The 26,367-nt window shown below is 66.7% G+C and carries 30 protein-coding genes and 1 tRNA gene; 14 read left to right on the forward strand and 17 right to left on the reverse strand.

The features are described from left to right. Positions 1-7: 7 nt before the first annotated feature. Positions 8-1,276 (reverse strand): molybdotransferase-like divisome protein Glp, encoded by a 1,269-nt coding sequence (gene glp, locus FHX82_RS09095; protein WP_145937576.1) that lies wholly within the window; start codon positions 1,274-1,276, stop codon positions 8-10. Next, on the reverse strand, positions 1,276-2,178 hold the full coding sequence (locus FHX82_RS09100; RefSeq protein WP_145937575.1) for a UTP--glucose-1-phosphate uridylyltransferase: 903 nt from the start codon (positions 2,176-2,178) through the stop codon (positions 1,276-1,278). Before FHX82_RS09100 ends, glp begins: the two co-directional genes overlap by 1 nt. Before the next feature lie 24 nt (positions 2,179-2,202). Here FHX82_RS09100 and FHX82_RS09105 point away from each other — a divergent pair, with 24 nt between their 5' ends. The 4 genes from FHX82_RS09105 to mscL all read left to right on the forward strand — a co-directional run bounded on the left by FHX82_RS09105 (position 2,203) and on the right by mscL (position 4,437). Continuing rightward, on the forward strand, positions 2,203-2,796 hold the full coding sequence (locus tag FHX82_RS09105; protein ID WP_145937574.1) for a 5-formyltetrahydrofolate cyclo-ligase: 594 nt from the start codon (positions 2,203-2,205) through the stop codon (positions 2,794-2,796). A gap of 223 nt (positions 2,797-3,019) precedes the next feature. Next, on the forward strand, positions 3,020-3,370 hold the full coding sequence (locus tag FHX82_RS09110) for an FmdB family zinc ribbon protein (RefSeq protein WP_145937573.1): 351 nt from the start codon (positions 3,020-3,022) through the stop codon (positions 3,368-3,370). 138 nt (positions 3,371-3,508) lie between these two features. Further along, on the forward strand, positions 3,509-3,982 hold the full coding sequence (locus tag FHX82_RS09115; protein WP_145937572.1) for a hypothetical protein: 474 nt from the start codon (positions 3,509-3,511) through the stop codon (positions 3,980-3,982). A 26-nt stretch (positions 3,983-4,008) separates the two neighbouring features. Further along, positions 4,009-4,437: a large-conductance mechanosensitive channel protein MscL gene (gene mscL, locus FHX82_RS09120; RefSeq protein ID WP_145937571.1), complete on the forward strand. Its 429-nt coding sequence runs from the start codon at positions 4,009-4,011 to the stop codon at positions 4,435-4,437. Positions 4,438-5,260: 823 nt separating this feature from the next. Here the strand turns inward: mscL and FHX82_RS09125 are convergent. The 8 genes from FHX82_RS09125 to FHX82_RS09160 all read right to left on the reverse strand — a co-directional run bounded on the left by FHX82_RS09125 (position 5,261) and on the right by FHX82_RS09160 (position 12,471). Further along, positions 5,261-5,440, reverse strand: coding sequence for a hypothetical protein (locus FHX82_RS09125; RefSeq protein ID WP_145937343.1), 180 nt, complete (start codon positions 5,438-5,440; stop codon positions 5,261-5,263). A gap of 6 nt (positions 5,441-5,446) precedes the next feature. After that, positions 5,447-5,947 carry a MogA/MoaB family molybdenum cofactor biosynthesis protein gene (locus FHX82_RS09130; protein ID WP_091510955.1) on the reverse strand — a complete coding sequence of 167 codons (501 nt, stop codon included), beginning with the start codon at positions 5,945-5,947 and terminating at the stop codon, positions 5,447-5,449. 250 nt (positions 5,948-6,197) lie between these two features. Then, complete coding sequence (locus FHX82_RS09135) at positions 6,198-7,643, reverse strand: S1C family serine protease (RefSeq protein WP_145937344.1); 1,446 nt, start codon at positions 7,641-7,643, stop codon at positions 6,198-6,200. 76 nt (positions 7,644-7,719) lie between these two features. Next, the gene (gene galT, locus FHX82_RS09140) at positions 7,720-8,802 is read right to left on the reverse strand and encodes a galactose-1-phosphate uridylyltransferase (RefSeq protein ID WP_145937345.1); all 1,083 of its coding nucleotides are present in this window, start codon (positions 8,800-8,802) and stop codon (positions 7,720-7,722) included. Further along, positions 8,799-9,590 (reverse strand): DeoR/GlpR family DNA-binding transcription regulator, encoded by a 792-nt coding sequence (locus tag FHX82_RS09145; protein WP_145937385.1) that lies wholly within the window; start codon positions 9,588-9,590, stop codon positions 8,799-8,801. The genes galT and FHX82_RS09145 overlap by 4 nt, the downstream gene beginning before the upstream one ends. Before the next feature lie 69 nt (positions 9,591-9,659). Then, on the reverse strand, positions 9,660-11,069 hold the full coding sequence (locus tag FHX82_RS09150; protein WP_183176593.1) for a sensor histidine kinase: 1,410 nt from the start codon (positions 11,067-11,069) through the stop codon (positions 9,660-9,662). 8 nt (positions 11,070-11,077) lie between these two features. Beyond that, positions 11,078-11,770, reverse strand: coding sequence for a response regulator transcription factor (locus FHX82_RS09155; RefSeq protein ID WP_145937346.1), 693 nt, complete (start codon positions 11,768-11,770; stop codon positions 11,078-11,080). Between the two features lie 44 nt (positions 11,771-11,814). Beyond that, the gene (locus tag FHX82_RS09160; RefSeq protein ID WP_145937347.1) at positions 11,815-12,471 is read right to left on the reverse strand and encodes a response regulator; all 657 of its coding nucleotides are present in this window, start codon (positions 12,469-12,471) and stop codon (positions 11,815-11,817) included. A gap of 162 nt (positions 12,472-12,633) precedes the next feature. Here FHX82_RS09160 and FHX82_RS09165 point away from each other — a divergent pair. From FHX82_RS09165 to FHX82_RS09180, 4 genes are all read left to right on the forward strand, one after another. Next, a tRNA-Arg gene (locus FHX82_RS09165) sits at positions 12,634-12,706 on the forward strand. Positions 12,707-12,786: 80 nt separating this feature from the next. Further along, positions 12,787-14,349, forward strand: a complete 1,563-nt coding sequence (locus FHX82_RS09170; RefSeq protein ID WP_145937348.1) for a tyrosine-type recombinase/integrase — start codon at positions 12,787-12,789, stop codon at positions 14,347-14,349. Between the two features lie 33 nt (positions 14,350-14,382). After that, entirely contained in the window at positions 14,383-14,955 is a 573-nt protein-coding gene (locus tag FHX82_RS09175; protein WP_145937349.1) for a hypothetical protein, read from the forward strand. Continuing rightward, positions 14,952-15,530 carry a hypothetical protein gene (locus FHX82_RS09180; protein ID WP_145937350.1) on the forward strand — a complete coding sequence of 193 codons (579 nt, stop codon included), beginning with the start codon at positions 14,952-14,954 and terminating at the stop codon, positions 15,528-15,530. Before FHX82_RS09175 ends, FHX82_RS09180 begins: the two co-directional genes overlap by 4 nt. 13 nt (positions 15,531-15,543) lie before the next feature. Here the strand turns inward: FHX82_RS09180 and FHX82_RS36880 are convergent, their stop codons facing one another. The 3 genes from FHX82_RS36880 to FHX82_RS09190 are packed head-to-tail and all read right to left on the reverse strand — an operon-like array spanning position 15,544 to position 17,841. After that, positions 15,544-15,837: a signal peptidase I gene (locus tag FHX82_RS36880; protein ID WP_145937387.1), complete on the reverse strand. Its 294-nt coding sequence runs from the start codon at positions 15,835-15,837 to the stop codon at positions 15,544-15,546. 57 nt (positions 15,838-15,894) lie between these two features. After that, a complete protein-coding gene (locus tag FHX82_RS09185) occupies positions 15,895-17,469 on the reverse strand; it encodes a helix-turn-helix domain-containing protein (RefSeq protein WP_145937351.1) in 1,575 nt (524 codons plus the stop codon). 3 nt (positions 17,470-17,472) lie between these two features. Further along, positions 17,473-17,841, reverse strand: a complete 369-nt coding sequence (locus FHX82_RS09190) for an XRE family transcriptional regulator (protein WP_145937352.1) — start codon at positions 17,839-17,841, stop codon at positions 17,473-17,475. Between the two features lie 309 nt (positions 17,842-18,150). Here FHX82_RS09190 and FHX82_RS09195 point away from each other — a divergent pair, with 309 nt between their 5' ends. Genes FHX82_RS09195 through FHX82_RS09215 form a run of 5 tightly spaced genes read left to right on the forward strand, consistent with a single transcriptional unit; the run spans position 18,151 to position 21,905 of the window. Next, the gene (locus FHX82_RS09195) at positions 18,151-18,471 is read left to right on the forward strand and encodes a helix-turn-helix domain-containing protein (RefSeq protein ID WP_145937353.1); all 321 of its coding nucleotides are present in this window, start codon (positions 18,151-18,153) and stop codon (positions 18,469-18,471) included. Then, complete coding sequence (locus FHX82_RS09200; RefSeq protein ID WP_183176530.1) at positions 18,468-18,833, forward strand: WhiB family transcriptional regulator; 366 nt, start codon at positions 18,468-18,470, stop codon at positions 18,831-18,833. The genes FHX82_RS09195 and FHX82_RS09200 overlap by 4 nt, the downstream gene beginning before the upstream one ends. Continuing rightward, positions 18,830-19,156 (forward strand): hypothetical protein, encoded by a 327-nt coding sequence (locus tag FHX82_RS09205; protein ID WP_145937354.1) that lies wholly within the window; start codon positions 18,830-18,832, stop codon positions 19,154-19,156. The genes FHX82_RS09200 and FHX82_RS09205 overlap by 4 nt, the downstream gene beginning before the upstream one ends. After that, the gene (locus FHX82_RS09210; protein ID WP_145937355.1) at positions 19,153-19,833 is read left to right on the forward strand and encodes a hypothetical protein; all 681 of its coding nucleotides are present in this window, start codon (positions 19,153-19,155) and stop codon (positions 19,831-19,833) included. Before FHX82_RS09205 ends, FHX82_RS09210 begins: the two co-directional genes overlap by 4 nt. Continuing rightward, positions 19,830-21,905 carry an FtsK/SpoIIIE domain-containing protein gene (locus tag FHX82_RS09215; protein WP_229880440.1) on the forward strand — a complete coding sequence of 692 codons (2,076 nt, stop codon included), beginning with the start codon at positions 19,830-19,832 and terminating at the stop codon, positions 21,903-21,905. The genes FHX82_RS09210 and FHX82_RS09215 overlap by 4 nt, the downstream gene beginning before the upstream one ends. Positions 21,906-22,096: 191 nt before the next feature. On the opposite strand, the gene FHX82_RS09220 is transcribed toward FHX82_RS09215, so the two are convergent. Genes FHX82_RS09220 through FHX82_RS09230 form a run of 3 tightly spaced genes read right to left on the reverse strand, consistent with a single transcriptional unit; the run spans position 22,097 to position 23,099 of the window. Beyond that, the gene (locus tag FHX82_RS09220) at positions 22,097-22,528 is read right to left on the reverse strand and encodes a hypothetical protein (protein WP_145937356.1); all 432 of its coding nucleotides are present in this window, start codon (positions 22,526-22,528) and stop codon (positions 22,097-22,099) included. Continuing rightward, positions 22,528-22,863: a hypothetical protein gene (locus FHX82_RS09225; RefSeq protein ID WP_145937357.1), complete on the reverse strand. Its 336-nt coding sequence runs from the start codon at positions 22,861-22,863 to the stop codon at positions 22,528-22,530. The genes FHX82_RS09220 and FHX82_RS09225 overlap by 1 nt, the downstream gene beginning before the upstream one ends. Positions 22,864-22,877: 14 nt before the next feature. Next, entirely contained in the window at positions 22,878-23,099 is a 222-nt protein-coding gene (locus tag FHX82_RS09230; RefSeq protein ID WP_145937390.1) for a GntR family transcriptional regulator, read from the reverse strand. Positions 23,100-24,047: 948 nt separating this feature from the next. Between FHX82_RS09230 and FHX82_RS09235 the strand changes: the two genes are divergently transcribed. Continuing rightward, positions 24,048-25,505 (forward strand): helix-turn-helix transcriptional regulator, encoded by a 1,458-nt coding sequence (locus FHX82_RS09235; RefSeq protein ID WP_145937358.1) that lies wholly within the window; start codon positions 24,048-24,050, stop codon positions 25,503-25,505. Here FHX82_RS09235 and FHX82_RS09240 read toward each other — a convergent pair. Next, positions 25,478-26,338, reverse strand: coding sequence for a macro domain-containing protein (locus tag FHX82_RS09240; RefSeq protein WP_145937359.1), 861 nt, complete (start codon positions 26,336-26,338; stop codon positions 25,478-25,480). The two genes, FHX82_RS09235 and FHX82_RS09240, sit on opposite strands and share 28 nt — an antisense overlap. Between the last annotated feature and the right edge of the window lie 29 nt (positions 26,339-26,367).

Genomic DNA, 26,367 nt, shown 5'->3' on the forward strand with positions numbered 1-26,367 from the left:
TTAACCGTCACACCCGCTGCGCGAGGAAGGTCACCCGCACCTGCTCGCCCGCAGGCACCTCGGTGAGGTCCTCGTCCACGTTCACCAGGCAGTTCGCCTCGGCGAGCGACGCGAGCAGGTGCGCGCCGGACGTGCCGAGCGGCTGCACGAGGTACTCGCCGGTGCTCTCGTCGCGCAGCAGCTGCCCCCGCAGGAAGCCGCGGCGCCCCTTCGTCGAGGCCAGCGGCGACAGCAGCCGGGCGCTCACGACTCGCCGATGCGGGTTGCGCGTGCCGCGTGCCGCCCTGATCAGCGGCCGGATGAGCACCTCGAACACGACGAGCGCACTCATCGGGTTGGCGGGCAGCAGGAACGTGGGCACCGAGTCCGGGCCGAGCCTGCCGAACCCCTGCGCCGAGCCCGGGTGCATGGCCACGCGTGTCATGTCGATGTGCCCCAGGTCGGACAGCGCGGCGTGCACCTCGTCGCCCGCCGTCCCGCCGGCCCCGCCCGCGACCACGACGACCTCGGACATCAGCAGCCTGCCCTCGACGACCTCGCGCAGCCGCTTCGGTTCGCCGGGCACGATGCCGACACGGCTCACCTCGGCACCGGCGTCCCGCGCGGCAGCGGCCAGCGCGTAGGAGTTGACGTCGTAGACCTGCCCCACCGAAGGCGTCCGGTCGACGTCGACCAGCTCGTCGCCCACCGACACGATCGACACCCGCGGCCGCGGGTAGACCAGCACCTTCGACCGGCCGACCGCGGCGAGCAGCCCCACCTGTGCCGCGCCGATCGTGTCGCCCTGCCGCACGGCGACGTCGCCGATCTGCACGTCCTCGCCGGTGCGCCGGACGTACCCGGCGGACGGGACGGACCGGTGCACGGTCACGTTCGCCGGATGCCCGTCGGTGAAGGCCGTCGGCACCACGGCGTCCGCGAGCGTCGGCAGCGGCGCGCCGGTGACCACCCGGACCGCCTGCCCCGGGTTCAGCCGGCGCGGCTGCCGCGAGCCCGCCGGGATCTCGCCCACCACCGGCAGCTGCACCGGCTCGTCCCCCGCGCTGCGCACGTCGACGCTGCGCACCGCATACCCGTCCACCGCGGCCTGGTCGAAGCCGGGCAGGGCGTGCTCCGCGACGACCTCTTCGGCGCAGAGCAGGCCCTGCGCCTCGGAGATGGCGACCCGGACCGGACGCGGCCGCACGGCCGAATCCAGTACGAGCGCCATCTGCTCGTCGACGGGACGGAACTCCTGCTCAGCGGCCTCGGGAGGCTCCGGGGTGGGCGGGGTCATCAGCCTTCGTTCTCGATTCGCTCGGCCAGCCATGTGCGCAGCGACGGGCCGTAGTCGGGGTGGTCGAGTGCGAAGTCGACCGCGGCCCGCAGGAACCCGCCGGGGTTGCCCAGGTCGTGCCTGCCGCCCCGGTGCACCACGATATGCACCGGATGTCCCTCTTCGATCAGCAGTGCCACCGCATCGGTGAGCTGGAGTTCGCCGCCCGCGCCGGGCTCGATGCGGCGCAGCGCGTCGAAGATCGCCCGGTCAAGGAGGTATCGGCCGGCCGCCGCGTAGGTCGAGGGCGCCTCCTCCGGCTTCGGCTTCTCCACCATTCCGTGCACGCGCTTGACGTCATCGTCGTCCGTATCGGTGACGTCGAACACGCCATAGGGTGAAATGTGTTCCTTCGGAATGTCAAAGGCGCACAGCACGCTGCCTCCGTGCTTCTGCCGCACCTCGGCCATCCGTTCGAGCACCCCGGCGGGCAGCACGAGGTCGTCGGGCAGCAGGACCGCGACGGCGGAGTCCTCGTCGGTCAGGTTCGGTTCGGCCTGCGCGACGGCGTGCCCCAGCCCCAGCGCCTCCTCCTGGATCGCGACCTCGACGTCGAGCAGCCCCGGCCCGCGGCGGACCTTCTCCAGCAGGTCGGTCTTGCCCTTGCGCTCGAGGTTCTCCTCCAGCTCCGGCGCGGAGCGGAAGTAGTTGACGACCGCCTCTTTGCCCGGTGAGGTGACGATCACAAGCCGCTTGGCCCCCGCCTGCGCGGCCTCGGCCGCGACGATCTCGATGCCCGGTGTGTCCACGACCGGCAGCAGCTCCTTGGGAACCGCCTTGGTCGCAGGTAGGAAGCGTGTTCCGAGTCCCGCGGCGGGGACGATCGCGGTCCGGAACGAGTGGTTGTCGAAGGCGCCCGTCATGGCGGTAAAGCCTAACCTGCGAAGATGTGTGACGGGCGGAATGACGACCTGGACAAGGGCGCCTGGCGCGCCCGCTTGAGCGCGGCCAGAGCGGCCGTCCCGGCTGCGACGCGGGACGCCGAGGCCTGGGCGCTGGCCCACGCCATCGGGGGAATGCGCCTCCCTCCCATCGTGTGTTGCTACGTCCCGTTCGGCAGCGAGCCGGGTTCGGTTGCCTTGCTCGACGTCGCCCGGCAGGCCGGCGCGCGCGTCCTGCTGCCGGTGATCCCGGCCCAGCCGGGGCCACTCGACTGGGCCGAGTACACCGGCGCGCAAACGCTTTCACCCGGCCGGGTGCGCGGCATCCTCGAACCCACCGGGCCACGCCTGGGCCCGGCGGCACTGGGCGACGCCGGGCTCGTGCTGATCCCCGCACTGGCCGTGGACTCCTCCGGCGTGCGCCTCGGCCGGGGCGCAGGCCACTACGACCGGTCGCTCGGGCACGCCGCGCCCGACGCCGCACTGGTCGCGGTGGTCCGCGACGCCGAACTCGTCGAGCGGCTCCCCGCCGAGCCCCACGACGTCCGGATGACCGCGGCCCTCACCCCGCGGCTGGGGCTGGTGCCACTGCCCCGGTGACCAACGTCTCACAGGGCACCGACATTCTCGGAGCGGCGCCGCCCGTTGTTCACAATGGGACGAACGAGCAGGCCACCGCTACCGGCGGGTTCGATCATCGGCGGAATCGTGGCGCAGCCTGGACGTGACCCCGGAAACCCCGTTTGACCTGCGGGGGAATCGCCCAGTATCGTCTAGCGTTAGCACTCTCGCGGATCGAGTGCCAATGCGCGAAGGAGCACCAGTGCCCACCTACCAGTACGCCTGCAAGGAGTGCGGCCACCAGTTCGAGGCCGTGCAGTCGTTCTCCGACGCCAGCCTGACCGAGTGCCCCCAGTGCACCGGACCGCTGCGCAAGCTCTACGGCGCCGTCGGCGTGATCTTCAAGGGCAGCGGGTTCTACCGCACCGACTCGCGTTCGGACTCGAAGTCCTCCTCGGGCTCGAGCAAGTCGCCCTCCTCGTCGAACGGTTCGGGCAACGGCGCGAGCAGCAGCTCGTCCGGCAACGGGTCGAGCAGCAAGTCGGAGTCGTCCTCGTCGTCTTCGTCGTCGTCTTCGAGCAGCTCCTCCACGGCGGCTGCGGCCGCTTCCTGACAGTCGAGTTATCCACAGGCACCCAGTTGTCCACAGGTGCTTGAAGAGGTCCTTTCCTTTCCCGCGGGCGCACTCCTAACGTCGAGGTGACGACGGCGGACCACCGCCGCCGCACCGACGGAACGGGGTGTGCCCGCGATGCGTTTCGGCACTCGCAAGTACTGGGGTCGGCTGCGTCTTTCCTTACGTAGCAGGCGTTTTCTGTTGGCTCGCCGCGCGCTCGCGTGCACGTTGCTGTTGCTCGCCGTCCTGCTCGCGGTGCGTCCACCGGCCGGTCAGGGCCCGAGTGGTGCCCGGGCGAGCCCGGCTTCCGTCCCCGTGGTACCCACAGGGTTGTCCACAGTTCCCATCCATCTGGCCGACGCGGCGGTGGCGGGTCTGCTGACGCGCGGCGCGCACGTGGATGTCGTGACGGTCGACGACCGGACGCAGAGCCGTCAGGTGCTGGCCGGCGACGCGACGGTGGTCGACGTGCGTTCGCCGCCGTCGAGCTCGAAGTTCCTCGGTTCCGGCGACAAGGGCCCGCTGGTGTTGATCGCCCTGCCCCGCGAGACGGCGACGGAGGTGGCGGCGCTGTCACTCCGGAATCCGGTAGCGGTTACCCTCCGTTAGCCAGGTTCGGCGAGGAAGGAGTGCACATGTTCAAGGGTTTCAAGGACTTCCTGATGCGGGGGAACGTCGTCGACCTCTCGGTGGCGGTGGTCATGGGCACCGCGTTCACCGCGATCGTCACGGCATTCACGAACGGCCTGATCAAGCCGCTGATCAACGCGATCGGTGGCACGGACGCCGCGAAGGGCCTGGGCTTCAACGTCCTGGGCGGGAACGACAGCACCTTCCTGGACTTCGGCGGCGTCATCAACGCGGCGATCAACTTCGTCCTCATCGCAGGGGTCGTGTACTTCATCATCGTGCTGCCGGTGAAGAAGATCCAGGAGCGCCGCAAGCGAGGCCAGGAGCCAGGCCCAGCCGAACCCACGGACGTCGAGCTGCTGATCGAGATCCGCGACCTACTCCGCGAACAGCGCGGAACCCAAAGCCCGGAGGACACGACAACCCGTTCCTGACGGGGCTCCGGCCCCGTCGGTGGCACTGGCTCCGGCACTGGCACTGCGCCCGGTCTCCGTGCTGACGCTGGCACTGGCCCTGCACCGGTCTCGCGCAAGCACTGGGCCTGCCCAGTCGCCGAATGCCCCGTGCCGCACATAACCGGCCACCGGCCACACGCCACCCACCGCCGATTGCCAAGCGTCAAGCGTCAAGCGAAGGCTGCCACCAGCCCCGGCCACCGGCCACCGGCCACCGGCCACCGGCCACCATGGCTCGCTGCCATCACCACCAGCAACCGCTTCAGCCCATCAAGGCGCCGACCACCCCGCCATCAGCGAGTCGTCACCAACTATCACCCGCACCGACCCTGTCCGCAGCCGCCACCACCGGCCCAGCCCGCAGCCCGCCACCACTGGCCCAGCCCGCAACACCACCACCGGCTACCCGCCCGCAGCCGCCACCACCGGCCGTCCGCAGCCACCACCACCGACCGCCCCAGCCGCCACCAGGGGCCGCGCCAGCCACCGACCACGGGTGGTCAGGCTCAGCCACCACATGAGGAGAACTCCACCGCTAACAATTCGCCCCAGCCACACCGCTCACCGAGCACTGGCGCGACCGTCATCCAACCGCCATACGCCAGGCCAAGGCCCGCCATCCAGCCGCGAAAGGAGCCACCACCAGCGCCCCAGCACCACACCGACACCACCGCGTCGCCATCCAGGCAGCCGCCTCAGCTTCCGGCATCGGCCACCCCAGAGCCGTCCATCCCGCACGCCCCCAGCCACCCCGCGCCAAGGCCACCCCAAGGCGACCACCACCGGCCGCCGCCCCAGCCACCTACCGGTCGTGGTGGGGCGGCCGGTTCTCCCGGTACCACCTCTCGCGGTCGTCGCCCCGTGAATCGGGGTCGCGTTCGTCCGAGGTGGTTTCCGGGAGGACCTCGCCGAAGATCGCGTCCAGCGAGCGCCGCCCCTCGGGCCGGGGCGGGCGGTCGTCGTCGCGGTTGTCGTCGGGCACCGGGGGTCAGGACTCGTCTAGGCCGGACAGCTCGTCGATCACGTACGGCACCAGCGCAGACAGCGTCGCCATCCCGTCGCGCACCGCGGCGCGCGAGCCGGCGAGGTTGACCACCAGCGTGCTGCCCGAGACGCCGACCAGGCCACGCGAAATCCCGGCGTCCACCGCGCCCGCGGCGAGGCCCGACGAGCGCAGCGCCTCGCCGATGCCGGGGATCGGCCGGTCGAGCACGCCCGCCGTCGCGTCCGGCGTCACGTCGCGCGGCGACACACCCGTGCCGCCGACCGTGATCACCAGGTCGACGCCACCGATCACGGCGGTGTTGAGCGCATTGCGGATCGCGACCGTGTCGGCGTGCACGACGACCACGCCGTCCACGATGAACCCGGCTTCCTCCAGCAGCTCCGTGACCAGGGGACCGGAGGTGTCGTCATGCTCGCCATGCGCCGCGCGGTCGTCGACGATCACCACGAGCGCGCGGCCCAGCCGCTGTGCACTGCGTTCCATGAGGCACACGTTAGCCCGTTGTTACCCCGCTCCGACGGCGCCCCACGACGTGTCGCCGGCCCCGAAGCGACCCCGGCCACGTGTCGACCAGCCGGCGGGCCAACCCCAGCCACGACACTCCCGAACCAGCCACCCGCCGCACCCGGCACCGTCCAAACCGGACCACCAAAAACGGGCTCCCAGCGGGGAAAACCGCCGGGAGCCCGTGGGTTGGTCTCGGCCGCGCCTGCGGCCGAGCGCCTGGGAAAACTCAGTTCACCTGGACCTCTTGGCCGCCGAGCGTGACCTGCACCGTGCGGCCGTCGCTCAGGGTGAACGTCACCTTGTCGTTCGGCGCCCTGGTGCGCACCGCGGCGATGAGACCGTCGGCGTCGTTGATCACCAGCGTGTCGACCTTCGTCACCACGTCGCCCGCCTTCAACCCGGCCTGTTCCGCGGGGCTGCCCGCCTGCACCGACTGGATCAGCGCGCCACCGGACTGGGCGTCACTGACTCCCGCGCCGATGTACGTCTGAGTCGCCTTGCCGGTGCTGATGATCTCCTGCGCCGTCCGCCGCGCCTGGTTGATGGGGATCGCGAAACCGATACCGGCGTTGGTCGCCTCGGACTGCTGCTGCCCGAGCCCACCCGACGACTGCGGGCTGTAGATCGCCGAGTCGATGCCGATGACCTGACCCGACAGGTTGACCAGCGGACCACCCGAGTTGCCCGGGTTGATCGCCGCGTCGGTCTGGATCGCGCTCATCACCGTGGTCTGGTCGCCGCTGTCACCGCCTGCCCGCACCGGCCGGTGCAGCGCGCTCACGATGCCCGACGTGACCGTGCCCGCCAGCTCGAACGGCGATCCGAACGCGACCACGCCCTGCCCGACCTGCAGCTGGTCGGAGTTGCCCAGCGCCACCGGCGTCAGGTTCTTCACGTTCTGCACCTTGACCACGGCGACGTCGGTCGTCGGGTCACGGCCCACGATCGACGCGGGCACCTTGGTTCCGTCCTGGAACACGGCCTGGATGCTGCCGCCGTTCGCGGCCACCTCCACGACGTGGTTGTTGGTCAGGATGTAGCCGTCGGTGGACAGCACGAAGCCCGAGCCCTCGCCCTGTTCCTGGCTGCCGGACACCACCAGCTCGACAACGCTCGGCGACACCTTCTGCGCCACCGCCTCGACGCTGCCCGACGGGGCCGCGCTGGTCTGCTGGTTCGGCACCGGCTGGTCGAGCGCGTTGTACGAGCTGCCGCCGCTGCCGGAGTTCTGCGACGCGAAGTAGCCACCCGCACCACCGGCGGCGCCGCCGACCACCAGCGCGAGCACCGCGACACCCGCGACCAGGCGTCCGGATCCCTTGCGCTGCTGGGGAACCGCGGGCTGCTGCGCAGGGTAGGTCGCCGTGCCGTACTGCGCCGTCTGCTGCTGCCCGGTCTGCGCGTACTGACCCGCCTCGTGCTGCCCGGTCTGCCCGTACTGACCCGACGCGGCCTGCGCGTACTGGCCCTGCTCGTGCTGCGCGGTCTGCTGCGGCGACGTCCAGGGGTACGCCTGCTGCCCCTGCGCCGACCACGGGCTGGGCTGCTGCTCCCCACCGAAAGACGTACCCCGCGGGGGCGTGTTCGCGTCCTCCTGCGCCGGCCGCTGCTCCGGCTGCGGATCCCGGGGGGCACCGCCGTCGTGCGGTGCGCTGGGGTCGTTCTCGGTCATGTCCTCACCATGCTGGTCGGTCCTGAGAGCTTGCTGAGCCCAAGCTGAGGTTCCAGCATGAAGTATGCCGGGTCCGCTAGGCCCCCGCCGCCCTCAGCCGCTCGGCGATCTGCTCGGGCGTGGCGTCGTTGATCCACACGCCCATGCCGGACTCCGAACCCGCCAGGTACTTCAGCTTGTCCTTCGCCCGCAGGATCGAGAACAGCTCCAGGTGCAGCCAGCCCAGCTCGCGGTCGATGCGCACCGGCGCCTGGTTCCACGCCGCGATGTAGGGCAGCGGCCGGTCGTACAACGCGTCACAGCGACCGAGCACCTGCAGGTAGACCCGGGCGAAGTCGTCCCGCTCGGCGTCGGTCAGCGCGGGGATGTCCGGGACCTGGCGGTGCGGCACGAGCAGCACGTGCACGGGCCAGCGCGCCGCGGGCGGCACGAACGCCGTCCAGTGCTCGCCTTCCGCGATGATCCGCCGCCCCGACTCCCGCTCGGCCGCGAGGACGTCGCCGAGCACGGGACGGCCGTGTTCCTCCTGGTAGGCGCGGGCGGTTTCGAGCGCCCGCCGCGTCTTCGGCGTGACGAACGGGTACGCGTAGATCTGCCCGTGCGGATGGGAAAGCGTGACGCCGATCTCCTCGCCCCTGTTCTCGAAGGGGAAGACCTGCTCGACACCGTCCAATGCGGACATCGACTCGGTGCGGTCGGCCCACGCGTCGACGACCGTGCGCACCCGTTCCGGGCTCAGCGTCGCGAAGGAGCCGTAGTGGTTGCTGGTGAAACACACGACATCGCAACGTCCCTTGCCCGGCGCCGTCGGCACGAGCCCCAGATTGTCCACACTGGACGGTTCGCCGACGACGCGCGGGGAGAACGACGGGAAGCGGTTCTCGAACACCACCACGTCGTAGTCGGACTCGGGAATCTCGCTCGGCTTCCCAGGCTTGCTCGGGCAGAGCGGGCACAGGTCGGCGGGCGGCTTGTACGTGCGGGTCTGCCGGTGCGCCGCCATCGCGACCCACTCGCCGGACAACGGGTCGCGCCGGATCTCCGAGGCGGCCGCGACCTGCGGCAGGTCCCGCGTGTCGACGGCGTCGCGCTCGTGCGGCGACTCGTCGTAGTAGATGATCTCCCTGCCGTCGGCCAGATGCCGGACCGTCCGAATCAACTTTCCTCCGCCTCGTTCACGTCGGCGACCATCAGCTCACCGACGTGTTCTGCCAGCGTCTCACGCGCCGCCGCCGGAAGCCCGTCGTCGGTCACGACGACGTCCGCCTCCTCCAGATCGGCGATCGTGGAGATGCCGACGACTCCCCATTTGGTGTGGTCGGCGAGCACGACGAACCGGCGACCCGCCTCGACGAGCGCGCGGTTGGTCTCGCTCTCGTCCAGGTTGGGTGTGGTGAACCCCGGCCCGTCGGCCATCCCGTGCACGCCGAGGAACACCTGGTCCAGGTGCAGCCGCCGCAGGCTCGCCACCGCGACACCCCCGACCAGCGCGTCCGACGGTGTGCGGACGCCGCCGGTGAGCACCACCGTCCGCTCCGGCTGACCGGCCTCACGCAGCACGTCGGCCACCCGGACGGAGTTCGTGACGATGGTCAGCCCCGGCACGGAGTCGAGCGCTCGTGCGAACGTCCACGTGGTGGTGCCCGCCGAGATGCCGATCGCCGTGCCCGGCCGGACCAGCCCGGCCGCGAGCGCGGCGATCGCCTCCTTCTGGGCCTGCTGCTGCTCGGACTTCGCCTCGAAACCGGGCTCGTCCGTGCTCTTGCCGAGGTTCGCCGTCGCGCCGCCATAGACCTTCTCGACCAGGCCCTGGCTCGCCAGCACGTCGAGGTCCCGGCGGATGGTCATGTCGGACACGCCCAGCCGCGCGACCAGCTCGCTGACCCGGACCGCCCCCGACCGCCGGGCCTCCTCCAGGATCACCGCTTGCCGCTGCCGCGCCAGCACCCCACCGCTCCCGTTGTCACTCGCCAACTACACAAAATCCTACACGAATAAACATCGTGTGGGCTTCGCTCAGGCGGGTGCTCCGGGGAGCCGGATGGTCATCAGCGCGCCGCCTTCCGGGGCGTGGCCGGCGTACACCGTGCCGCCGTGCCGTTCGGCGGCCTGCTTGACGATGGCGAGCCCGAGGCCGGAACCGGGCAGGGTGCGGGCCTCGGAGGAGCGGTAGAAGCGGTCGAACACCTTGGGCAGGTCCGCCTCGGCGATGCCGGGACCGGAGTCGGCGACCTCGATCACCGCGCTCCCGTCGCCCAGCGGCCGCATCCGGACCCGGACGGTGGACTGCGGCGGCGAGAACTTCACCGCGTTGTCCAGCAGGTTCAACACGGCCCGTTCGAGCGCGGCGTGGTCGCCGGTGAGCACCCACGGCTGCAGCTGCACGTCGAACTCGATCTCACCGGCGCGGCGGCGGGCGCGGTCCAGCGCCCGTTCGACGACCTCGACCAGGTCGACGCGCTCGAACGCGGTGCGCGGCTCGTCCTGGCGCGCCAGCTCGACCAGGTCGCCGATGAGCTGCGTCAGCTCGTCCAGCTGCGCCTTGATGTCGGTCTCGATGTCGGCCCGGTCCTGCTCGGACAGCGCGGGCGCGCCGGCGCGGCTCGCGGACAGGAGCAGTTCCAGGTTGGTGCGCAACGAGGTCAGGGGGGTGCGCAGCTCGTGCCCGGCGTCGGCGACCAGCTGTCGCTGCCGCTCCTGCGACTCCGCGACGGTGCTCAGCATCGTGTTGAAGCTGGTGGTCAACCGCGCCAGCTCGTCGTCGCCACTCACCGGAATCGGCCGGAGATCACCCGTGCGGGCGACATACTCGGTGGCCGACGTCAGCCGTTCGACGGGCCGGAGCCCAGTGCGTGCCACCGCGGTCCCGGCGAGCGCGGCGACGATGATCCCGCCACCACCGATCAGCGCGAGCACGACGGCGAGTTCCTTGAGCGTCTGCTCGGTCGGCGCGAGGGACTGGGCGAGCACGAGCGCCTGCCCGGGCGCGTACTGCAGCGCCACCACTCGCATGTCGGTCTTCACGTCGGTGCGGATGTTGTAGGTCGCGTTCCCTCGCGCGACGTCCAGTTCGGCTTGGCTGATCGGCGGGCGGCGGCCACCCGGCGGGATGAGCGGCGCCCCGTCGGAGTCGAGCACCGCGATCTGGATGTCGGTGCTGCTCAGGATCGCGCCGGGGTACTCCTGGATGCCCTGGCGCACCTGCGGCGTCTGGGCGGCGGCGACCGCGCGGACCTGCAGGTTGTCGTCGACCTGCTGGTAGAGGTTGTTGTAGACGGTGATGTAGGCGCCCATCGACACCAGCACCATCACCCCGGCCACGCACGCGGCGGCGAGAAGCGTGACGCGGGCGCGCAGCGAGATCCGCCGCCGGGGCTTGCGTTCCGGCCCGTCCCCGACGGACACGACGGGAACGGGTGCGGTCACGGTCTGGCTCACGGCGGGGTTTCCCGCAGGACGTAGCCGACCCCGCGGACGGTGTGGATCAACCGGGGTTCGCCGCCGGCCTCGGTCTTGCGGCGCAGGTAGCCGACGTAGACCTCGAGCGCGTTGCCGGATGTCGGGAAGTCGTAGCCCCAGACCTCTTCGAGGATGCGGCCGCGGGTGAGGACGTGCTTGGGGTAGGACATGAACAGTTCGAGCAGCGCGAACTCGGTGCGGGTGAGGCTGATCTCGCGGTCGCCGCGGCGGACCTCGCGGGTGCCGGGGTCGAGCGTCAGGTCGGCGAAGGTCAGCTGTTCGGCGTTGGTGTCGGACTGCCCCTCGCGGGAGGCGCGGCGCAGCAGGGCACGCAGGCGGGCGAGGAGCTCCTCGAGCGCGAACGGCTTCGGGAGGTAGTCGTCGGCGCCGGCGTCCAGACCGGACACCCGGTCGGACACCGTGTCGCGGGCCGTGAGCACGAGGATCGGCAGGTCGTCGCCGGTGCTGCGAAGGCGGCGTGCGACCTCCAGTCCGTCGAGGCGCGGCATCATGACGTCGAGGATCATCGCGTCCGGCCGGTCGTTGATCACCCGCTCGAGTGCCTGTGCGCCATCGCCGGCGAGGTCGACCTGGTAGCCGTTGAACTCCAGCGAGCGCCGGAGCGACTCCCGGACCGCCCGATCGTCGTCGACAACGAGAATGCGCATGCCGACAGTGTTACTGACGGTGCTGAGACTCGCCTAAGAAGGTGTTACACCTGGTCCAGGAGCCCGCCGCGGTAGGCGAGCAGCGCCGCCTGCACCCGGTTGGCGGCGCCGATCTTGGAGAGGACGGCGGAGACGTAGCCCTTGACGGTGGCTTCCGAGAGGTGGAGTTTGCCGCCGATTTCGGCGTTGGACAACCCTTGTCCGATGAGCGCGACCACCTCGCGTTCGCGTTCGGACAGGCTGGCCAGCAGCTTGCGCGCGGGTTGCGCGGCGCGCTGCCCCTCGCGGTGGGCGCGCACCATGCGTGCCGCGACGCCGGGGTCGAGAACGGCGCCGCCGCGAGCGAGGTCACGAACGGCGCGCAGCAGGGCGGCGGGCTCGATGTCCTTGAGGAGGAAGCCGTTGGCGCCGAGGCGCAGGGCGAGGCTGACGTATTCGTCGACGTCGAAGGTGGTGAGCATCGCCACGGTGGGGGGCGTGGGCAGGGCGAGGATCGCGCGGAGGGCGCGGATGCCGTCGTCGGGCGCGCGCATCTTGATGTCGAGCAGGACGACGTCGGGGTGGAGGCGCCGGGCGGTCTCGACGGCGGACCGCCCGTCGACGGCCTCGCCGACGACCTCGATGTCCGCCGCACCGCCCATCATGCCGCGCAGACTGGACCGGACCAACTCCTCGTCGTCGGCGAACACCAGCTTGATCAACGGACCCTCCGGCGGTTTTCGTTGGAGCGGGGTTTCCGCGTCCGATCACGGAAGGTTACCCAGTGGTAGCGCTGGAGTCGATACGCCGTTCACCCGCACCGTGCCGCCGATGGGACTCCCCTCGTGGCGGAGCCCGTGGCCCGGTAGGGTGGAGACGGGCAAGCCCTCGTAGCTCAGGGGATAGAGCACCGCTCTCCTAAAGCGGGTGTCGCAGGTTCGAATCCTGCCGGGGGCACACAGGTCAGAGGCGGTTTTCGCCGGTCAGCACGCTTGCGCGTGGTGCCGGACGTGGTGCGAACGGCGTACTCTCGCACCATGACCGCTGCTGGGAGCCGTGCTCAGAAGCGCTCGCGAGGCGAGGTAGAGAAGCTGCCGAGCGGGGCGCTCCGCGTGAAGGTCTATGCCGGTGTCGACCCGCTGAGCGGACGTCGGCACTACCTACGGGAAACCGTGCCCGCTGGGCCTCAGGCCGAGAAGGAAGCCGAGAAGGTCCGGATTCGGCTGGTCAACGAGGTCAACGAGCGTCGCAACCCGCGCACGAGTGCGACCGTGAACCAACTCATGGACCGTTACCTAGAGTTGCTGAACGTCGATACGACGACGAAGCAGCGCTACGACAGCGTGATCCGGACCCACATCCGCCCCCTGCTCGGCAAGACGCCCGTCTCCCGCCTCGACGGCGAGACCTTCGATTCCTTCTACAAGATCCTCCGAACCTGCCGAACCCATTGCGGTGGCAGGAAGTTCGTCGAACACCGCGTCGCAGGTGAGCATGACTGCACGGACAAGTGCCGTGTGCACAAGTGCAAGCCGCTGGCCGATGGCACGATCCGCAAAGTGCACTGGTGCCTGAGCGGTGCGCTCAAGGATGCGATGCGTTGGAAGTGGATTACGGTCAACCCGCTGGAGCAGGCCGATACCCCGGCTGGCGCCGTCCCCGACCCTGAACCTCCCACGCCCGAACAGGCGGCGGCAATCGTCAACGAGGCGTTCAAGGACCTCCGTTGGGGCATGTTCGTCTGGCTGGCAATGGCCACTGGCGCTCGCCGGGGCGAACTGTGCGCGTTGCGGTGGGACCGGCTGGACCTGGACAACGCGGTGATCTGGATTCGCAGCAGCATCGCCCAGGACGGCGCGAAGACCTGGGAGAAGGACACCAAGACGCATCAGCAACGCCGGATCTCTCTGGACCCCGCAACGGTCGGACTACTGCGCGCCTATCGGCAGCACTGCGAGGCGGAGGCTCAGATCGTCGGAACGGTCATCGAAAAGGCTGGCCGCGTCTTCTCCCCCTCCGTCGATCATTCGACCTGGCTTAAGCCCTCTACGGTCTCCCAGCGATACCGCCGGATGTGCGAAAAGCTCGGCTGGGACATGCACCTGCACCAGCTACGCCACTACTCGGCGACCGAACTCATCGCGTCCGGCGCCGATGTCCGCACGGTTGCCGGTCGATTGGGACACGGTGGCGGTGGGGCTACCACGTTGCGGGTGTACTCGGCATGGGTTTCTGAAGCCGATCAGAAGGCAGCGGGCAAGTTCGCTGGCCGTATGCCGCAGGCTCCTATCGTTCTCGACACTGAGGGCACTGCTCATCCAACGCTCGAACCCGAGGGTGCGAATCCCTACCAGAAGATTGCAGCCGACCTACGCGGCGCAATAACGGCTGGCGTTCTGCGCGTTGGCGGCGAGCTGCCTACGGTCACCGCCCTGGCTACCCGCTATCACGTCAGCGTCGGTACCGCGCACCGTGCGCTCGCAGAATTGAAACGCACCGGTCACGCCACAGCAACTCGTGGCCGACGTGCGGTAGTTACCGATCCATCAACAACCAAGTTCCAGGCAGAAGTTATCGACCTCAAGTTACGACAGGTGTAGAAAACTAAAGCTTGTCCGCCTAGAATCACGTGGATGTGGGACCAGCTCAAGAGCCTCGCTGACATTGCGCCCGCACTGTCTGTCAGCATCGCCTTGCTTGCCCTAGCGGTAAGCGTCTTCGGAGCGATAACAGCTCGCCGAGCATATCGGATTTCCAAAGCACAGGAAAAGCGTCGACTGCTGCCAATCGACGTTTATTTGGTCGATTCTGCCGCGTATCCACTAGATAACGGAAGGCAGCGATACGCTTTCGTATTAGAGTTATACAACCCGTCCGAGAACGCCACTTCAGTGGCATCAGCAGAACTTCATATAGGATTCAAAGAGAACACCCTGAGTTACATTCTCAAGATCCCGCCGGACAATGACCAAAACGCACCCGCCCAGCTCGCGGGAAACCAGGAAAGAATTATGATCCCAGTACGCCTAAATGCTGGCGAGACAGTCGGAGGATGGATTAGCTTTACGACACCCAACGAGAGTGTCGAATGGCATGAAATCGACTCCTACAAGATACAGCTGACTGATACGTTAAGGAGAACTACGAGCACTCAAGCCATCCTCCTGACTCAGCGTAGGATAGATTCAGATCAGGAGACCAAGTGACCAAAAAGACGTTTCGTCGCCTTAGCTACCCTAGGCTTAAAATCGTCGGAGATGCACTAATTGCGGATAAGACGGTCGGAAACGGGCGCATGATACCTGCCCTGATCGTAGATACGGCACTGCACCCGGAGATCGAACGGCTAGTTAAGATACACCAAGACACTCCCCCAGGAGACGTCAGAACCCAGTGGGCAACACGCTTCTCAACGCGACAGAAAATGCCATCCGAAATAATACTTGAACTCGACTTCCTGAAGCCGATTGAGATAAAATTCGGCGTCGCCTTCCAGATGCCCGACCAAGCGATACTTGTTGATCAAGCACTGACTTCGCGCGGGTTTTACCTACAGCCTGGCCGCGTTGGGGATCGCCTCTCCAAAACACGAGAGAACCCGAGAATTCTCGCGGAAATACCATGCGAAGGCTTCCAAGAAGCTTGGGACAAGATGTTTCCGGCGATTACCGCTGCACAGCTGCGACAACTAGGAGCTTCCAGGGCTGAATCGAAGAGACTGTCGCACCAAGTTGTTCGAGAATTACGCGAATTCGGCAGCGTCCGCCTATGGAAAAAGTAGTATCAATAACTTTTTAGACGTCGCGCGAAGGCCACCGAACCGTCATGACAACAGATTGCTCTAATGCCTCCCAGGTGTGGTCGACCCCCGCCCCCCACATCGCATAGTCACCGGGAGTGACGAATGTGGCTATGCCTTCGGTCGATTCAACCCGGAATCGCCCACTGATCAGCATCACCAGCGTGGTCCGCTGGTCATCGGACGTCCACTCCGGGCGCTTGTCGCCCTTCGGGTGTGTAGCCCACTTGACTTCGACATCCTTCGACGACCGCACCCCTTGAGACGGGTCGATGAAGTGACCGACGATCCAGCCCCGCGTGTCTGCGCCGTCTTCGACGGCGTTGCCGGTGGTGCCAGCGTTCGGTCACGTCAACTCCCATTCCACGGCCGGTAGGTTCACGCGGTGTCCGCCAAGATCGGCGAGGCGCCGGAAGCCTTGCAGCACGGCGAACAGCCCTTCGTTGCTCCACGCTACATCGGCCAGCAGGTCCGACAGGAGATCGGTGTCCAGGGTCGAGTAACGCCGTAGGTTGGACGCTTCCCAGTTCGCTTCGATCTGCCCGCCGAACCTGAGCCAGAACTCTTCATCCTCGATCACGATCAGACTGGGGAATTCGTAGTTGCCGCTCACGAGGTTCAAGCCGAAGCCGGTGCACTCCATACGCAGGCGCTCGCCTAGCGGACGTTCGAGGAGCCAGCGCATGGGTTCGGACAGCCGACTGGGGTGCATGGGATCGGCGGCGCGCTGGTCTCCGAGGGTGTTGTCCACGTCGTCGCGGCCGAACAGTTCCTCTTCCATCTCCCGGAGCAGTGTGCCGCCGAGACGCGTGTCTGCGCGCACGTCCGCGGCCGGCTGGTGGAAGCCCTTGGGGATGACGGCGAGCTGTCGGTTGGCGTTGACCACGTTGCCGGATCGCTGCTGCACCAGGATCAGGTAGTCCGCGTCACCGTGCAGGCCAGGCGGTCGAGCGATGGCACACAGGGCGAGTACGCCACCAGCGCATAGACGACCGTCGAGCTGGGTGACCGCTTCCAGGTGCGGTAGGTAGTACTCCCGGAGCGGGAGGCGGCCAGCGCCACCGTTGGTGAGGGCGTCGAGTAGCTCGCCTTCTAGTAGATCCATCGTCAGTGCGTAGTGCACGAACGGAGCGATGCCGACCGTGCCTGAGACGGCCGAGTTGACCACGCCCGTGGTCCGCAGCCGGTAGAGCGGCATGTTCACGAGCCTGGTGCCAAGTTCCAGGGTCTCGGCAAGCCTCTGGACGGCCGCATCGAGGGCCCGATCATCGAGAGCAGCAGGAGCTTCGAACGGAGCTGGGTCAAGTGTCAGGCCATCAGAACGCGCCAGCAGCGGCGCTGCAAGGTCGAGCCATTCGCCTCGGGTGAGGACAGTCGTCGCCGCGTCTTGATCGCCGAACTTCGCGCTGTAGGTGCCGTAGCCGTTCTCACCGCGTCCGTAGTAGTCGAGCAAGGCGCGCGTGACCTGTGCTTGGCTGATCTGCCCGCGACGTGCGCCGCGATCGCGCAGCCCCCGAACATCGACGTTGGCGACCTTGGCCGCGACCTTGCGTCGGCTCGTGCCTGGTTCCCATCCCGCGTGACTGTCGAGCCACTCCAGTGCCGCGCCGATGTGCGGATCGGCGCTGAGTCGTAGCTCAGCAGCCGCTCTCGCTTCGTCGTCGGCTTCTGCATCGGGAGGCACCACCGGCGTCTGACCGAGCAGTTCCGCGAAGCGGGCGCGGACCGTGGCGGACGCCCGCTCGTACGCCGTGTCCAAGAGCTGCTGCATCTCGGACTTCGGCTTGAGATCCGGCTTCTGGTGCCAGGAAGCGACAGTCCGCACACCGATCCCGAGCTGTTCGGCGAACAGCTCGTTGCTGAGCCGCAGAGCCTTCTGCAGCGCGGATGCCGTCCGCCCGGTCCACGGGTCCACCGCCATCGCTCACCGGTCCTTGGGCGACCGAGATGAGGCCAGAAGACGGATGACGGTGGCGAGCTGGTCAGCAATTCCGTCCAAGCGCTGTTCCAGGGCATCGAGCCGAGCGGAAAGATTCTGTTGAGTCAACTCATCGCGCTCGGGAGGCCGTTCTCCATGCAGAACCGATTCCAAGTGTTGAGGGTGCCAACCTAAAGCGATCGAAAGAGACTCCAGCGTGCGTGGGCTACGTTTCCGGTTCACCGTGTTCCGCTGAATTTCACGCACTATCGCCGACGAAACGTGCGACCGGGCCGCCAATTCCTGCTGTTGCCACCCGAGTTCTTTCACGCGCTCGTTGATGGCCTTTGCGACTGCGGCCCAATCCTCCGACACGTACTCCTCCGCGCTCTGCTGCAGGCGCCGAGGTTAGCGGACTAGCAACGACTTCAGCGGCATCTCACCGCGGACACTACGGCCGACTGTTATCTTATCGACTATTTCATCGATATTCTGATGAAATAGTCGACCAACAGTCCTTGCGGGACCATCGGACGTCTTCGCGGCAGGCGGCGTTGGTGCGTACGCCAACGAGCCGAAATCTTTCGAAAAACACTGAACTGCACTGGTCCTGCATTGGTTATGCATTTGACCTGCACTGGACATGCATGGTTGCAGGGCCAGATTTTTCCTTGAATCGAAGGCATGGAAAACAACAACACGGAACACCTTCGGGAAGCAGTTCCAGAACGAATCGAAAACCGATCGAATCGGCCAGCGTTTTACACGGTTCGGGAAGCGGCGAAACTCCTCCGAGTCGGACCGTCGACCCTTTACCGGATCATCCGGGATGGCGACTTCCCGGCGGTCCGGCTTCGGTCCCGCTACGTCATCCCGGCAGTCGCACTTGAGCGGCTGGTCGCGGAGGTCGACGCGACAGGAGGGGTTGTCGACCCAAGCCGGATCGCCGCTGAGCGGCGAACGGCCCGCGAGGTTGCGCGGGTCACCGGAGGTGCGCAGTGGTGAATCCGGAGGACTTCGACAGCTTCACCGACTACCTGTCGGCGCTGGCCGCCGAACTCGACCGATACGCGAACGTACCCGACGACGTGCTTGAGGGCATCGTTCGCCGCGACGGCTCGTGCATCTGGCTCTACACAACGGGAGAAGCTCCGGACTGGACGGGCGACGACCTGACGGACCGCGAGCTGGCCGCGTCCATCTGTGCCGGGTGCACGACCAAGCTGGCCTGTCTGGAGCTGGAGTTGCGCACCGCTGGTCCTTTCACCCTCGGGGTTTGGGGTGCTCTGTCCCAAGAGGACCGTCGGGATCTGTACCCGATCTGGCGCGCTCGTCGCACGGGCATGAACGGAGGTGATCAGCGATGACCTTTACGTCAACGCAAGTCCTCGTGGCCGTGGGCATCTTGCTCGGCTGGATTCTCCTGTGGCGCGTCAGCTCGTGGAAGAGGCGGCGGACGCTCGAAGCCTCCCGATCCGGTGCGCGGCTGCTGTCGCTGTTCGGCCGGGTGGTGTTCATGGCGGGATTGATCGTGGGCGTGCAGTGGGTCGTGATCGTGACCGCGCCGGACAACCACGGTCTGCTGCTGGCCGTTCTCGGGATTCCGGCGCTGTTCGCGGCGCACGGGCTGACCCGGGCGCTCACGGTCGTCGCCGTCGACGGTTCACGGGTTCGGAGTGGTCGACGATGAGCCGCGAGTGGAAAGGGGTGGCCGCCTCCGGGCGGCCACCCGCCGGCCACGCTGTTGAGCAAGTGCGCGTCCAGGTGGACCGGTTGTGCTGGACCGGAATCACGCTGGGTCTGGCGTTCACGATGACCAATGTCCAGCACTTCGCGGCGGTGGGGGCACCCACGTGGTCACTGCCGTGGCTGGCCGCCTGGCTGCTCGATCCCACCGTCTCGCTGGTGCTGATCGCGATACTGCGAGCTGAACAGGTAACTGCCCGGCGCGGCGTGCGCATGGGGCCGTGGGTTCGCAGAGCGAAGTGGTTCACCCTTGCCGCGACGTACGTCATGAACACCTGGTCATCGTTCGCGGCGGGCTCGTGGTCCGGGATCGTGCTGCACTCCGTGCCGCCACTGCTGGTGTTCACGGCCGCGGAGGCAGTCACGGATCTGCGCGAAACGTTGGTCGCCATGTCGAAGGACGACATGCCGCAGGTCGTGAACGAGAAGCGGCCGGTCCCGCGCCGCACGAGCCGGAAGCTCTTCGCGGACTACTTGGCTGAGGCTCGTGCCGCCTGGTCGCCCGAAGTCGAGGTGACGCCTGCTTGGGTCCGGCAAGTCACCGCGTGTTCGCGCGGGTTGTCGCCTCGTGTGGCGGCCGCTCTCCGTGCCGAAGCCGACGGACGGGAGGTTCAGCCGTGAACGGCAACCATGAACGCGGCGCCTTGCAACCGAAGGTGTTCGAGGCGGAGATCGTCGACGATGAACCTGTCTCTGGAGACAACCGATCGGTGCTCGGCCGGTGGTGGAACGCGCCAGGCGCCGCGCATCTCCGGGCCGTCGCGGCCTACCGGTTTCGGAAGCTGCCCCGGGACTTCTTACGCCTGGCCTGGTTCGTGCTTCGAGGTCATGGGCGCTGGATGGCCAAGGCGTGGACGTGGGCAACCTACGGCGATCTCCGGTCCGATGCTCGCCGTGCTCGCGTCTCTGGCGACGCGGAGGCACGACGGCGAGCGCAGGAGCTGATCCGCGCCGACGCCAAGGCACGGTGGGGCCGCCTGGCGATCGTGCTGCATCGAGTTGTGGTCGTCGCGGCGGTGGTGGCGCCTGTCGGGCTGGTGCTGTGGTGCGTCGACTCATGGATGACCCGCGCTGACATGTGGCCTTGGTTGGCGCAACTGCTGGACCTGATCGGTACTGCCTGGGAGGTGCTCAAGACAGTCGCATCGGCACTGCTGCTCATCGGCCCTGTCGGGTGGGTCGTCGCGGCAGCGTGGGAAGGCCGCGACAAGGAGCCGGGCGCTACCTGGCTCACACGCCCCGACCGCGATGACGCGGATTCGTGGATCGACGAGCGCATGGTGTCCAAGGCACTCGGACACCTGGGCATCGCACCACTGAACGCGTTCTTCAAGAACGGAGGCGAACTGCTCTACAGCGTCCCTGCCCGGCGGGACGGCAACGGCACCTTCGTGCAGGTCCGATTGCCGTTGGGAACGACGGCCGACATGGTGGCCGACCGGCGCGACAAGCTCGCCGCGAACCTGGGACGGGCGAAGCTGGAGACCTGGCCGACCGAGGGCGACGAAGCCGGTGTGCTGGATCTGTGGGTGGCCGACAAGGGTGCGCTCGCTGGTGGTACCGGGGACTGGCCGCTCCAATATGACGGGCAGCTCGATGTGTTCGACGGCGTGCCGTTCGGCCTGACTCAGCGGGGCATGGTCGTCAACGCGCCGTTGATCGAAGCGAACTGGTTGATCGGCGGCCGACCTGGCCAGGGCAAATCCGCGGCACTGCGCACGCTGCTGCTCGGCGCTGCGCTTGATCCGACGGCCGAGCTGTGGATCTTCGTCATGGGTGAGTCGCCGGACTTCGACCCGTTCGGGCCGCGCGCGTCTCGCTACCGGATGGGCATGGACGACGCGGTGGCGGAAGCTGCTGTGTCCGCGCTGGAGGACCTGTCGACGGAGATGGAGCGGCGCGGAAAGGTGCTCGGCGAGCAGCCCGGCCGACCGCCGAAGGTGTCGCGCAAGCTCGCGGACAAACCCGGCCTTGGCCTGCACCCGCTGGTGTGCGCGATCGACGAGTGTCACGAACTGTTCCAGCATCCCAAGTTCGGCAAGCGCGCGGCCGAACTAGCGGTACGGGTGATCAAGCGCGGCCGGAAGTACGGCATCGTGCTCCTGCTGGCGACGCAATCGCCAACGAAGGACTCGATTCCCAGGGAGGTGACACGCAACGTCTCCTGCGGCGTGGCGTTCTCGGTCGCCGACCAGATCGCCAACGACGGTCTGCTCGGCACGGGCAAGTACCGAGCGGGCATCCGAGCGACCGACCTGCGCATGAAAACCGACAGGGGAACATGCGTCGCGGTCGGCGTGACCGATGCGACGTTCGACTTGATCCGCGCGTTCTATGTGCCGTTCGAGGATGAGGTCGACATGGTGACGCCAGTGGTGGAACGCGCGCTTGCCATCCTGCGCGAGCACGGAAGGGAGATCGAGAACAGCGGACGAGCGGCTATCCAGGCGACACCGGTCGACCCCCTGACGGACGTCGCCGCCGTGATGCACGGCGAACGGCGGGTGCCCACACGGGTTGTGCTCGCTCGTCTAGCAGAGCACAACCCGGCCGAGTACGAGCGCTGGACGTTCTCGGACCTGAAGGCCGCGCTCGCCCGTCACGGCTTCGGCCCGCGTAAGTCGGGTGGCGTGCAGGTGGTCCGCGCTGAGGATGTCAGTGCGGCGCTGAGCCTGCGTGACGGTCGGGAGTAGGCAGGGAAGCGGGAGGGGCGTGGGGAGATCTCCCCACGCCCCTCCCCGTGCCTGTCTCCCTGGCGTGACCTGGGGAAATCCTCGCTAGGGAAGCGGGCAGGACAGTTAGGAGACAGCCGCATCAGGCACTCTGTGGATGGTCAGCTTGCCTGGTGCGGGGCTCCCTCCCCCTACGCCTTGCCGCCACGAGGTCAGTCAGTCGGCAGCAGCGCTGGCACGACCTTCAACAGTGCCAGCAAGCCCGTCATAGCCGTGATGACGGCATCGAGCGAGGCAAGGACGGCGGTATAGCGCGGCGTGCCTTGGTCGACTCTCGCCGCATTGTCGATGATGACACGCCGAACTGCCTGCAACTGTTCCAGCTGAACGTCAACGATCGGCGCCAGGGCAGGCGTCGTGTCCGGCGTACGTCCTACGACCACGGTCTCAGCCGCCGTGACGGCGGCCTTCAAGTCAGGTCGGGGCATGCCGTTGGCAGCAAGGGTCTTCTCGCCAAGCGAGAGTAGATGACAGCCCAGCCAAAGTAGATCGACAGTGGCTTCCTGCGCGGTTTCCTGCTTCGCGGCCAGAGGGATCGTGATGGCATCGATGACCGCGTCGAGGTGTTCCAGATCCAATGCCATCAGGACTCCCCTGGCTCGTCGCGTTCGATGGTGGGGGCGAGTCTGAGCCGACCAAAGCTCAGGACACGGACGGGCGGTTGCGGCTCAGCTAAGGGTGAATCGCGAAGTCGGTCGCTGACATGGCCTCTTACGCGCTGGCACGCCGCTTCTGCTTCTTGCAGGTCTAGATCAGGGATCTCAGCCAAAGCGCCGAGGCCCATCTCGATCAGGTAACAACCGAGCTGTGCGTATACATTGGCGGCGAACTGGCTGTCGCTTCTCATTTGCCGAAGCGGGCGAGTTTCCCGGTCAATGGCCTTGCAGAGACGGCGCATCCAGTTGGGAACTTCATTCATGGTTGGAACCTTTGTTATTTGGGCAAGGCGCCAGAAGACGCCGGAGAACGGTCGGCAATGTAAGTGCCTTTAGAACGGATAGTCTTTACTAGGCCGCGATAGCGCAGCAGCCTTGTAGCGTGTCGGGCTGTTCCAAGAGAAACGCCGTACTCGACGGCTAAACGCCGTTCGGACGGCAACGGCCTGTTCGGCGCTAGCTCACCCGACTCGATTCGCCCGGCCAGATGCTCGTACATCTGGTGGTAGAGGTACCCCTCTGCCTCGTTGGGTTGGAACTCGATCAACTGATCTCGCTGACTCGGCGCTTGGCGAACTGTCGGGGTCCACGTTGGGCCAACACCGATCGATCGGCAGGCGCGGAGGCCGCGACCGCAAGCGGTTCTTGCTCTGCTCGGCACGCTCCCGCTCGATCCGAGCCAGTAGCTGCGCAACCGGCATGCGACTCAGACGAGCACGGCGCCGTCGTCGCCAACGGACGGCAAGGACGACCAGACCGATCAGCGTCCAAGGCCCGAAGTAGACGAGCGCGACCAGCTCCAGCCGACTCATGCCGGGCCATGATCGGTTCCGCTCTGCCCTGGCTCCTCTGAGGCGCGACGGTTGAGCATTGCCCGCTCCGCCAAGGAACCATCGGTCTCCCCAAAACCGCCGGACGACTGGCGGGACCTTTGCTCGATCACTTGCACGACACGGTCAACACACCTGAAGAGCACCTCCACCGTCGTCTCAAGCTCAGCCAGCCGAGCCGAGAGGGCACCAGCGTCCGCGGTTGCCCGGCCGTCGCCGTTCGGGACCTTGAGCAAGCACGCTTCGCACGGCATGCCGCCGACCCCGTCGAGCAACTCCAGTTCGCCCGGCTCGAACTGCCGCCCGCAACACGTTCTCAAGCTTCCGCGCGGCGCGGCCCCCTTTGGAACCTCGACCAGGTGCGTCGCGCGCCTGGTCTCACCACCCTCCCCCGGCAAGGGCCGTACCAGCAGTATCTGACTCGTCACCGCAAACCACCTCGTCCTACCGATCCATGCAGCGTCATCGCGCAGACGACTCAAGCCGAGGAACAGCGGATGACACAGAGCAGGAACGTCGGACTTCTGCCGCGCAGATGTTGCACTCCGCCGATTTACCAGCGGAAACGAGCGACTCGGTTGCTACAGTGAGGACACCTGACGTGGTAGGGGGCGTGCATGAAGCGAACCGGGTTGATCGCCGCCCGTAAGGCGGCCGGTTACACGCAAGAGCAGCTCGCCGCCGCGCTCAACGTCGATCGCTCCACCGTGATCCGCTGGGAGGCTGGCGACTACTCCCCACTCCCGTACCTGCGACCGAAGCTAGCGCGGCTACTCCGGCAGACACCAGAGCAACTTCGAAGCCTCATCGACGACGACCCGGGTGCAATGCCTGGCACCCTCAGTCCGGACGTGGAAGCGGCTTGCATCTGGCTCGACGACCGCCTCAACTGGAAGCCCGGAACGAGTGCCCAACGCGTGACAGCCCGTCTGCCGAGGACGCGACGGGAGCTACCGATCCGGCAGGCCCTCCGTGCCCGCGTGGAGCGTTCCGACGTGGTTGCCGCGCTACGCGGCTACTACGGCACCGACGCCGACTACAGCCTCTACACCGCCCACTTCGGCGGTCAGGCTCTCGAAACAAGCATCCTCACGCGCCCGGAATGGCTGAACCTCGATATCCCTCTCGACGAGACCACCGACGCGTTAACCCTCGTTTCGGCAACCTCCATGCCGACCGCCGATCCCGTCCCCGAAGCTGCCCTGGAACGGCTCGCCGAAGTAGAAGCCTCTGGTGTCCGTCTCACGAACGAGCAGATTTACCGCCTACTCGAAGTGGACATTCGCGACGGCTCGATTCACGGCATTGTCGACGTGGCACCCTTCCTTGAGTACGCATTAACACTAGACCTGCTCGAAAGTGAACTTCTCGACGCACTCGCGGCCGGCAAGCCCATCAAGCCGGGCTCACTCCCACTCCGAGACCGGTACCTGCCGTCGCTCGCGTCGGTGCTCGATCTGCCTTCACGGCTCGCCGCTGGCGGTGTGCTCGCACTATGCGCCTTCAGTCACGAAACCAGCCAGCGTGATGAAGCTGACCACCTCCTACTGATTCAGGAACGCTCACACCTCGTCATCAATGCGACGAAACAGTTGACAGTGATCCCCAAAGGCTTCCATCAGCCTATGACTGACCCCCACGCTGACACGTCGCTCCGCAGCACGCTGTTCCGGGAACTCGAAGAGGAATTGTTCGGCCGCGCAGACCTCGATAACACCGTCAGCACCCCGAGAGCCGCCCTCCCGATGCACCCCCGACGGCTCTCAGAACCTATGCAGTCACTGCTGACGAAGGGGGGCTTGCGGCCCGAATGCACCGGCTTCGGTTTCAACCTTGTGAGCGGCAACTACGAGTTTGCCTGCCTCCTGACAATCGACCACGAAAACTTCTGGTCACAATACGGCGGGCACATCGAAGCGAATTGGGAAGCTAGAGGTATTCATACCTACCCGGATCGCCACCTGCGGTCGCTGGCTGGCTTACCTTCAGACAGCAAGTGGAACAATGAAGGGCTATTCGCCCTCGCCCACGGCCTCAGCCGCCTCAGTTACTTAAGTGAGCGAAGGAAGCTTTGAAGTTCGAGCATGTCGAGGCGTCGGGCGACGTCCTCTTGGACCACGATGTTGAGTCGATTTGCAACCTTTTCGTGCCGTGAGGCGAAGATGTACGACAGGGCAATGAGCCGTATCGAGTCTTGCGCAGGTAAGATTTGCGAGATACGTGACTGTCCGCCCCCGATGACAGCGATCGAAACGGGCGTCCCGTTGCCGCGCGCACCTACCTCTTTCCAGAGGTTAGTCAGGCTACGCCAAATGCCATCAACAGTTCCGCGGGCTTCGCAGCGAGCGCTCATCTCGGCATAAGCCAAGCAGAAAAACAACTTCCGCACACCACGCGATATTGTGGCAACAGTTCCAATCTCGTACCGAACCTGCTTACCGGGCTTTTGATCGGCTTCATCGAATTGACCAATGGGTGTAGCGCTCCTCAGAGCCACCGCGAGGGCGTTATCAAGTTCACTTCGATCGTTTTCGTAGACTCTGGTCAGAAGCTGACCCTGCACTCCATGTTGATCGATGATATTAGGGATCTCGGTGTCGAAGGTGTTTGCCATTCCGATAACAATGTGACCGTCCTGGGCGAAAAGGTCACCCTCGACAATGCGAATCTCGGTATTGGGCGTGTCGTAACTCTGCCATACGGGACGCGGCCATGCCCTCATGATTCCGTAACAAATCGAGACAACCGCAGCCACTACAAGCAGAAGGCCACCAATTGGCGCTAGGGAGTCAGGGATCAGCGCGTCAGTGATACCTGCCAAAACGGCAAAGAAACCGATTCCAGCGAAGGTATGTGTCCCGAACGCAGCCCAGAAGGTACGCCTAACAAGATCATTCTTGACGGTCACCCTCGTGCTCCCTATGCATGCGTGTACCG

This window comes from Amycolatopsis bartoniae (genome assembly GCF_014191255.1).
GTDB classification, from domain to species: domain Bacteria; phylum Actinomycetota; class Actinomycetes; order Mycobacteriales; family Pseudonocardiaceae; genus Amycolatopsis_E; species Amycolatopsis_E bartoniae.